9 protein-coding genes are annotated in these 8,098 nt (G+C 71.2%); 3 read left to right on the top strand and 6 right to left on the bottom strand.

The window, feature by feature from the left end; all coding sequences use genetic code 11:
- Positions 1 to 278 precede the first annotated feature (278 nt).
- The gene (locus VGR37_13280; GenBank protein HEV2148368.1) at positions 279 to 2,558 is read left to right on the top strand and encodes a DUF5916 domain-containing protein; all 2,280 of its coding nucleotides are present in this window, start codon (positions 279 to 281) and stop codon (positions 2,556 to 2,558) included.
- A gap of 123 nt (positions 2,559 to 2,681) precedes the next feature.
- Here the strand turns inward: VGR37_13280 and VGR37_13275 are convergent, their stop codons facing one another.
- Genes VGR37_13275 through VGR37_13260 form a run of 4 tightly spaced genes read right to left on the bottom strand, consistent with a single transcriptional unit; the run spans position 2,682 to position 4,765 of the window.
- Positions 2,682 to 3,200 carry a hypothetical protein gene (locus VGR37_13275; GenBank protein ID HEV2148367.1) on the bottom strand — a complete coding sequence of 173 codons (519 nt, stop codon included), beginning with the start codon at positions 3,198 to 3,200 and terminating at the stop codon, positions 2,682 to 2,684.
- 49 nt (positions 3,201 to 3,249) lie between these two features.
- A complete protein-coding gene (locus tag VGR37_13270; GenBank protein ID HEV2148366.1) occupies positions 3,250 to 3,675 on the bottom strand; it encodes an ester cyclase in 426 nt (141 codons plus the stop codon).
- A 1-nt stretch (position 3,676) separates the two neighbouring features.
- Positions 3,677 to 4,036, bottom strand: coding sequence for a hypothetical protein (locus VGR37_13265; protein ID HEV2148365.1), 360 nt, complete (start codon positions 4,034 to 4,036; stop codon positions 3,677 to 3,679).
- 57 nt (positions 4,037 to 4,093) lie between these two features.
- Positions 4,094 to 4,765 (bottom strand): hypothetical protein, encoded by a 672-nt coding sequence (locus VGR37_13260; protein HEV2148364.1) that lies wholly within the window; start codon positions 4,763 to 4,765, stop codon positions 4,094 to 4,096.
- Between the two features lie 109 nt (positions 4,766 to 4,874).
- On the opposite strand from VGR37_13260, the gene VGR37_13255 reads away from it, so the two are divergent.
- Positions 4,875 to 5,957 (top strand): helix-turn-helix transcriptional regulator, encoded by a 1,083-nt coding sequence (locus VGR37_13255; protein HEV2148363.1) that lies wholly within the window; start codon positions 4,875 to 4,877, stop codon positions 5,955 to 5,957.
- Positions 5,958 to 6,111: 154 nt separating this feature from the next.
- A complete protein-coding gene (locus tag VGR37_13250; GenBank protein HEV2148362.1) occupies positions 6,112 to 7,041 on the top strand; it encodes a DUF389 domain-containing protein in 930 nt (309 codons plus the stop codon).
- A 74-nt stretch (positions 7,042 to 7,115) separates the two neighbouring features.
- Here the strand turns inward: VGR37_13250 and VGR37_13245 are convergent, their stop codons facing one another.
- Both VGR37_13245 and VGR37_13240 read right to left on the bottom strand, forming a co-directional pair.
- Complete coding sequence (locus VGR37_13245; protein HEV2148361.1) at positions 7,116 to 7,502, bottom strand: hypothetical protein; 387 nt, start codon at positions 7,500 to 7,502, stop codon at positions 7,116 to 7,118.
- A 116-nt stretch (positions 7,503 to 7,618) separates the two neighbouring features.
- Positions 7,619 to 8,098, bottom strand: a 480-nt coding sequence (locus VGR37_13240; protein HEV2148360.1) for a hypothetical protein, incomplete at its 5' end; no start/stop codon positions are given.

The following is an 8,098-nucleotide window of genomic DNA, read 5'->3' as shown; positions in this document are numbered from 1 at the left end:
CCGCGGCCCGCGCGCTCGGGCGGCTGGAGGACGCCTCCTCCGTCCCGGCGCTCGCGCGGCTCCTCGCGTCCGACCCCGACCCCGGCGTCCGCCGCGCCGCCGCCTGGGCGCTGGGGAGAATCGAATGACCTGAGACTTCCGAACTGCGGCGACTCCGTACGTCGCCGACCGGGAAGGAAGCTCGTAAAAGGACGTCACGTGCTGCGAGCCCCCGCCGGCCGACCCGGCGCGGGGCGATGGCACCGGCCGACCCTCACCTTCTCATCGGGACTCGACCCATGTACCTGTCACCGAACGTTCGCCATGCGCTCGCGGGTCTTCTCGCCGCGGTGTCGCCCTGGACCCCGCTCGGGGCGCAGCAGGCGGATACCGCTGCGGCGCGCCCGGCGCCCGCGGCCGACCTGCGCTCCATCGCCATCCAGCGTGCGCCTGGCGCGATCCAGGTCGACGCGCGGCTGGAGGACGCCGGGTGGGTGGGCGCCGCGCGGGCGAGCGGCTTCGTCGAGATGACGCCCAGGGAGGGGGCGCAGCCTCCGGTGGAGACGGAGGTGCTCCTCACCTACGACGACAAGAACTTCTACGTCGCCTGGATCGCGAAGGACCCCAACCCGGACGCGATCCGTGCGACCCTCCAGCCGCGCGACCGGCTCTGGAGCGACGACTGGGTGGGAGTCCTCATCGAGCCGTTCGGGGGCTCGTCGCTGGGCTACTACTTCATCGCCAACCCCATCGGGGTGCAGGGCGACCTGCAGATGAACCCACAGGGAGAGGACGGCTCCATCGACTTCATCTACACCACCGCGGGGAGGATCACGGAGGACGGCTACGTCATCGAGATGGCCATCCCCTTCAGCAGCCTCCGCTTCCCGAACCGGCCGGTGCAGGAGTGGGGGATCATGCTGGTGCGAACCTATCCCCGCTCCAGCCGGCACTACATCACCTGGCCCTCGCTGAGCCGGAACAACCCCTGCCAGCTCTGCCAGCTCGCGAAGCTCCAGGGGATCGAAGGGGTCCGGCCGGGGGGCACCCTCGACGTCCTTCCCGCGGTGGTCGCCTCGCAGTCCGGACGCCTCCAGGACCCCTCCAACCCGGCCTCCTTCGAGAATGGCCGCGTGACCCCCGACGCCTCTCTGGGTCTCAAGTACGCCTTCCAGGGCGGCTGGACGGCGGAGGCCACGCTGAACCCGGACTTCAGCCAGGTGGAGTCGGACGCGGCGCAGGTGGACGTGAACACCACCTTCGCGCTCTTCTTCCCGGAGCGCCGCCCCTTCTTCCAGGAGGGGATGGACCTGTACGAGACGCCGATGAACGTCTTCTACTCGCGCTCCATCAACGATCCCCAGGTGGCGACCAAGCTGACCGGCCGCCGGGGGCGGACCAGCTTCGGCTGGGTGGGCGCGCGCGACGAGCACACCCCCTTCTTCCTCCCCTTCGAGGAGCGCAGCGCGGTCCTGGAGGGTGGGCGGAGCTTCACCAACGTGCTGCGGGCCCGGCAGAACGTCTACGGAAACTCGTACGTCGGGGGGCTCCTCACCGACCGGCGGCTGGATGGGGGCGGCTCGGGGACCACGGCGAGCGTGGACGGCCTCTTCCGCTTCCGCGAGGTGTACAGCCTCTCCGCGCACCTGGTGGGGAGCTACACGCGGGAGCCGGACGACCCCGGCCTCAGCGCCCGGCTTCCGAAGCTCACCTTCGGCTCCGGGGACGACCGGCACACCGCAGCCTTCGACGGCGAGTCGTACGCCGGCCGGGCTTCGTTCGTCCGCGTCGCCCGGGACGCGCGGACCTGGAGCTGGAACGCCCTCTACATGGATCTCTCGCCGACCTATCGTGCCGACGCGGGCTTCCAGTCGCGGAACGACTTCCGACGCGCCTCGGTCTGGACGGGGATGACCTTCTTCCCCCGCCGCTACGGCGTGGAGCGGATCTCCTCGGGCCTCTTGGGCGGCACCATCTGGAACTTCCGGGGCGAAGGGAAGGAGACGTGGATCAACCCCAGCGTCTCGCTGACGCTGCCCCGGCAGACGAACGTCGGGATCAACGCCAGGTTCGCCGACGAGACCTTCCGGGGGGTGGAGTTGACCGGCATCCGCCGCTACGGAATGTTCCTGGTCAGCAACTTCAGCGATCCTCTGCGGGTGGGCTTCGAGGTCGGCCGGGGGGAGAGCGTGGCCCGCATGCTGGCGGTGCCCGAAGTGGGAGCGGGGATGAACGCGCGTGCCTGGGCCACCATCAAGCCGATTTCGCGCGTCGTCATCGAGCCGTCGCTCACGTACGAGGAGCTCAACCGCCTGGGCGGAGAGGAGATCTTCTCCGGGTACATCGCGCGGACGCGCTTCAACTTCCAGTACAACCGCGAGCTGCAGTTCCGGATGGTGGCGCAGTACAACGATTTCAGTGAGCGGCTCGACCTGGAGCCCCTGCTGGCCTACCAGCTCAACCCGTTCAGCATCTTCTACGTGGGCTCCACCTACGGCTCCCGGCAGTTCGACGGGCACGGGCTGGTGGGGACACAGCGGCAGTACTTCGCCAAGATCCAGTACCTGTTCCGGCCGTAGCTCCCGGGGGCGGGGAGCACGGCAGAGGGCCCGGCAGCGAACCGCCGGGCCCTCTTCGCATACGCCGCGCTACCCTGACACCGGGTACTGCCGGAGTGCGGCCGTGGAGCCCGCAGCCAGTGCTCAGGGGCAGCTCACTGTCGGGTTGGTGGCATGGAACGTCCCCGCGGGGTTCCCCTTCCACACCCAGGCGTGCAGCTCCGAGTCCGCGAAGGGGAGGTGCGACTCCTCCATCGTCCTGCCGAAGACGGTCGGCGAGGCGGCTCCGAGCGCCATGTACTCCACCGCGACCAGCTGCAGCCGGCCGTGCGGCTTCGGCTCGAAGACGAGCACCTCCGGGCGAAGAGGATCGACCATGCCGTCGATCGCGCCGAAGTCGACGAAGTGGATCCCCATCCCCTCGATGCAGATCCCGGTGTTCACGTACCCTCGGGCGAGCAGCTCCGCCTCGCTCATGTGGCGGAACTGCACCGTCGCCTGCCGGACCGCCGCCAGCTGCTGGTTCACGGCCGCGGAATGGTGCTCCCGGGACAGGAACGCGCCGCTCCCGGGGACCGGCTCCGCGCCGGCGGGGTTGTCCTGCGTGCAGCCGGCGGCTGCGGCGGCGACGACGAGGACTGCGAGCAGGGTGTTGCACTTCATGGTCGGCTCCGTGTCAAAGGGATTCCGTGGAAAGCGGTGCCTCCGGGGCTCAGGCCGGCACCGCGCCGAGCTGCTGCATCAACCCGAGCTGGTCTCCGACGCCCCAGCGCTCCACGATCTTCCCGTCCCGGATCCGGAGGACGTCGACCACCCGCATCTCCACCGGGCGGCCGCTGGCCGCGATGCCCTGGAAGTCGCCCGAGTGGGTGCCGCGGAAGCGCACGCGTGCGGCCACCCTGTCCCCCTCGGCGATCAGGTCGTCGACGACCACCTCCAGGCCGGGGAACGCGCGGGCGAGCTCGGCGAAGAAGGCCTTCAGCCCCTCCCGGCCCTCGCCCTGGCCGGGATCGGGGTCGTGGTCGCGGACGTCGGGCGCGATGACCTCGTCCAGGCCGCTGAAGTCTCCGCTCCGGAATCCTTCGGAGGCCGCCCGGTACGCGCGCCGCGCGATCTCCTGGTTCTGTTCTTCGGCCATTTCATCCTCCTTGTGTGGGGTGTGGAAGACCGGCGGGGCTCCCGCCCCGTGCCGGTCCGGACGTGGGCGGGACCAGCCACCCCGTCCCGGTGCCGCGGAGCAGAAAGCCGTACCCGAGCGCCTCGTCGCCATCGATCTCGTGGTACTCGTTCCGGCTGAACGCGCCGCAGGCACGCTCGGTGTAGGCGCGGACCGTCTCCGCCGAATCACTCTCCCAGAGGCAGACCAGGACCCCGTGGTCCCGGCTCGGGAGCGCCTGCACCAGCCGCAGGTGAACCGGGCGGCCCGGGTCCGGGCGCTCGCGGAGCTTCCAGAAGGCGACCGGGTCCACGATCCGGTGGTAGACGAGGACGTACACCATGTGCCCCCGGGGCGGAGGACGGCGCCCCCGGGCGCCGTCCGGTGGCGTCCCGGCTCCTCAGTGCGCCGCGTGCCCGGCCGGAGCCGGCGCGTGCCTGCAGGTGACGCTCGGGTTCATGGGCGAGAACACGCCGTTCGGGTTCTCCCGGTAGATCCAGACGTGCCGGTCGTAGTGGGGCTCGAAGCCGTGCGCCTCGTCGAAGTCGGTGGCCGGGTCGTCCTGCATGCGGTCGAACGCCACCCCGTGGAAGGTGGGCGCCTCCCGGTTCCCCGTCTCCTCCCACGAACGGATGAACACGAGGTTCTCCACGGCCACCAGCTCCATCGAGCCGTCCGCCTGCGGCTCGTAGATCAGGATCGCGGGCCTGCGGAAGTCCGTGTGGGTACCGTTCCCGGCGACCCGCGGGTTCGGGGGCGCCGTGATCCCCAGCAGGTCGGGACGGAAGAAGTGGATCCCCATCGCCCCCGCCTCGGCCGGGAGACCCTCCATCTCGGCGGTCACGCACATCCCGCTGGGGTCCTGGACGTAGCCCTCGGCGAGGGCAACCTTCACGTCGCGGAAGCGCTCCGTGGCCGCGCGGACCTCGGCCAGGGTCGGCTCGCCCGGGGCGGGGGCGGCGGCCTGCACCTCCGCGCTCTCGGCGCTCTGCACGGCGGGGGCGCCGGTGCACCCGGCGGCGAGCAGCAGGGTGGCGAACAAACAGCTTGCGTGCCGGATCGAATCGGGCATCATTACCTCGTGGTGGATGGGTGCCGAGCCGGCCCGGATGGGCCGCGAGCTCCCCGGAAGGATGGGGCGGAGGTGCGTGCCGGAGTATCCCGAATTTCAGGGGGGGGTGATGACACAGGCCGTTCGACTGACCACGCGGGCCGAGCGCGAGACGCTCCGTTCCATCCGGCGCGCCTGCTACGCGGGGCTGGACTCGCTCACGCTGCGGCAGGAGGTGGGGATGCGTGCCGCAGCCATCGTCCCCTCCGAGGCGTACGCGCTGATGGCCACGGACCCCGAGACCGGGCTCTTCACCCACGGGTGGGGCGAGCGGTTGTCGGATAGCTTCGTCCAGAGCTACGTGACGAGGGTGTATCCGGACGAGGTCGTCGAGTTCATCGACTTCGCCCGCTCGGGAGGCGTCGTCTCCACCGAGAACTCCGACCCGTTCCTGGAGGTGCTCCGCGCCGACGGGCTGGAGCACGCGCTGCACGCCGTGCTGGCGGTGGAGGGGGGGATCTACGGCTCGTGGTGCATGTTCCGGGAAGCCGGATCACGCACCTTCGCGGAGCCGGAGACCCGCTTCATGCAGGCCATCGCGCCCCACGTCGCGCGGGGGCTGCAGGCCGCCGCAGCGACCGAGGCCGCGCTCCGGGACGCCGCCACGGCGGACGTGGCCGCGCCCGGGGTGCTCGTGCTGGACGCGAGGAGCCGGATCGTGCTGCGGAGCGGGCCCGCGGCGGAGCAGCTCGCGGACCTGGCGGACGTGGGGATGCGGACCGAAGCGCACCCGTACGCGCTGGTCAGCCTGCTGACCCGGCTCGCGGCCGCGCACGCCCGCCCGGAGGGACCGCTCGGGGCCGAGCTGCGCGCGCAGGGGCGCTCGGGGCGGTGGTACGTGCTCCGGGCCTCCCTGGCCGAGCCGGACGCGTCGGGGGAGTCGGCGCGGGTGGTCGTGATCGAGCCCGCCGCGCCGCGGGACGCGTCGCCCTTCCTGTCGCAGGCGTACGGCCTCACGCCGCGCGAGCGGGAGGTGCTCCTGCTCGTCGTGCGTGGGGAATCGACGAAGCGGATCGCCGCCCGGCTCGGCCTGTCCGTCTACACGGTGCAGGACCACCTGGAGCACGCCTGCGAAAAGGTAGGGGTGCGGGGGCGCAAGGCGCTGGTGGCGAAGATCTTCCTCGACGGGTACGCCACCCCGCCCGAGGGGTAGCGCCTCACCCGGCAAGGGAAGCCGCCAGGCCGGTGCGGCGGCAGAACGAGTCTTGCGGACCGGGAGGCGGGGCGGTGTGCGTCACGCGCCAGCCCTCCATCCCGGACGAGGGCCCGTATACCCGCCGTCCGTTCCCCGACACCGAAGCGCACGCATGCAGAAGACCATCCAGGTCACGGTCCCCCCCGAGCAGACGGATGAGATCGTCGCCCTGCTCCGGAAGCAGGATGGACTGATCGGCCTGCAGCTGCAGCGCGGGATCTCGCTGCACCCCCCGGGCGACACGGTGACCGCGGTGGTCTCGACGCCGACTCTGAACCGGGTGCTGCGCCTGCTGCAGGAGCGCCGCATCGGAAGTGGCGACGACAGCTCGATCGTCACCAGCGAGCCCGCCAGCGTGATCTCCCCGCCGGTCCGGGCGACGATGAGCACCGAGCCCAGCGACCAGAGCTGGGAGGAGATCGAGACGGAGATGGCGAAGGAGAGCAACATGACGCCCAACGCTCTCCTGCTCATGGGGATCGCCGGGGGGATCGCCGCCGCGGGGATCGCCACCGACACCCTCCACCTGGTCGTCGGAGCGATGATCGTCGCCCCGGGCTTCGAGCCCATCACCCGGGTCTCGTTCGGGATCGTCACGCGCAACACCAGGTGGCGCCACGCCCTGCTGCACGCGGTCCAGGGATACGCCGTGCTGGTCGCCGGGGCCGTGGCGGCGAGCCTCCTCCTCCTCGCCTTCGGCGTGACGGTGAGCGGCGAGAGCACCTACCTCGCCGCGGGCGAGCTGCTCTCCTACTGGAGCAGCGTGAGCCCCGCGGGGGTGCTGGTGAGCGCGCTGGCCGGCGCGGCCGGCGCCATCCTGATCGCGTCGGGCCGCTCCGTCCTGACCGCCGGAGTCCTCGTCTCGCTCGCCCTGATCCCCTCGGCCACCCTGATGGGGATGGCCCTGGTGGGGTGGGACCTTTCGCTCCTGGGACGCGCCGGGCTGCGGTGGCTGGTCGACGTCGTGCTGGTTGGCGTCATGGCGTTCCCGGTGTTCGCATGGCACAGCACCCGCCTGGACCGCCGCACGTCGATGCTGTGACGCGGCGCCGGACGCACGAGGCCCCGCCGCGTCTCCGCGGCGGGGCCTCGTTTCGTCGGAGGGGGCTCCCCGGGTCAGACCGAGGCGACCACCTCGTACCAGTCCGAGCTCTCCATGGTGGCGCCCTCTTCCTGCACCGCCTTCGCGCGCACCTTGGAGAAGTCGGTCGGCGCGCGGTTCGGGTCGCGGGTCGCCGCGGGATCCTCCCGGGTGGTCTTCCCCTCCACCTCCTTCATGCGCTTCTTGTCGCTCCAGATGGCGACGCCGATGGCCTCGCCCGCCTCGCGGTTCACCAGGAAGAAGGCGTCCCGGAGCCCCTGGTTCTTCAGCTTCTTGTGCTCGTCGGCGATCCTCCCCTTGAGGTCGCGGATCACGTCGTCCGCCCTTTCCGGGGGGAACCGGACCCTGGTCACGCCGGCGCTCATCTCCTGGGCCATGACGTCCTCCTTTGCTGAGGTCACGTGTCGGACTCCGACGCCGGTTCCGGAAGCCGCGGCTTCCGGCCGGCATCCAGGCTACATCATATCCCCGCACCGACGCCCGGACTTCTCCGGGATTGCGCTCCTGCCGCTCCGGCTCACCCGTCCCGGCCGTGGCTGTCGTCCAGGTCCTCGTAGATCGCCACGCATTCCGTGTCGTAGCGCACCACGCCGTCCTTCACGAACTCCCAGCGGATGCTGTTGGTCTGCCCCTTGGCGATGGCCGGGATGAACTCGGGCGGGACGCGGATCATCGCCTGCCCGTTCCCCTGCGCGTTGGTGGTGAGCTTCACCGGCGCCGGCTGGGTGATCGCCTGGCCCGAGCAGTCGGTCACGAAGAGCGAGATGATCAGGTTCACCGTGTAGGTGGCGTTGGGGTCGGCCCCGTTGAGCAGGTAGCGCTCGATGGCGAAGTTGTTGGGCCCCTCCATGAAGGTGTCCACCACCGCCCCGCTCTGCAGCGGCGCGCCGCCCACCGGGCGCACCGGGATGCGGGCGCCGGCCGGGCCGCCGCCGGGGGTGTTCAGCGTTCGCCCCTGCAGGCCGCCTCCGCCGCCGCCTCCTCCGGGAGCCGCCGG

It is taken from the genome of Longimicrobiaceae bacterium, assembly GCA_035936415.1.
Taxonomy (GTDB): domain Bacteria; phylum Gemmatimonadota; class Gemmatimonadetes; order Longimicrobiales; family Longimicrobiaceae; genus JAFAYN01.
This window is presented reverse-complemented; position numbering and strand designations above follow the sequence as displayed.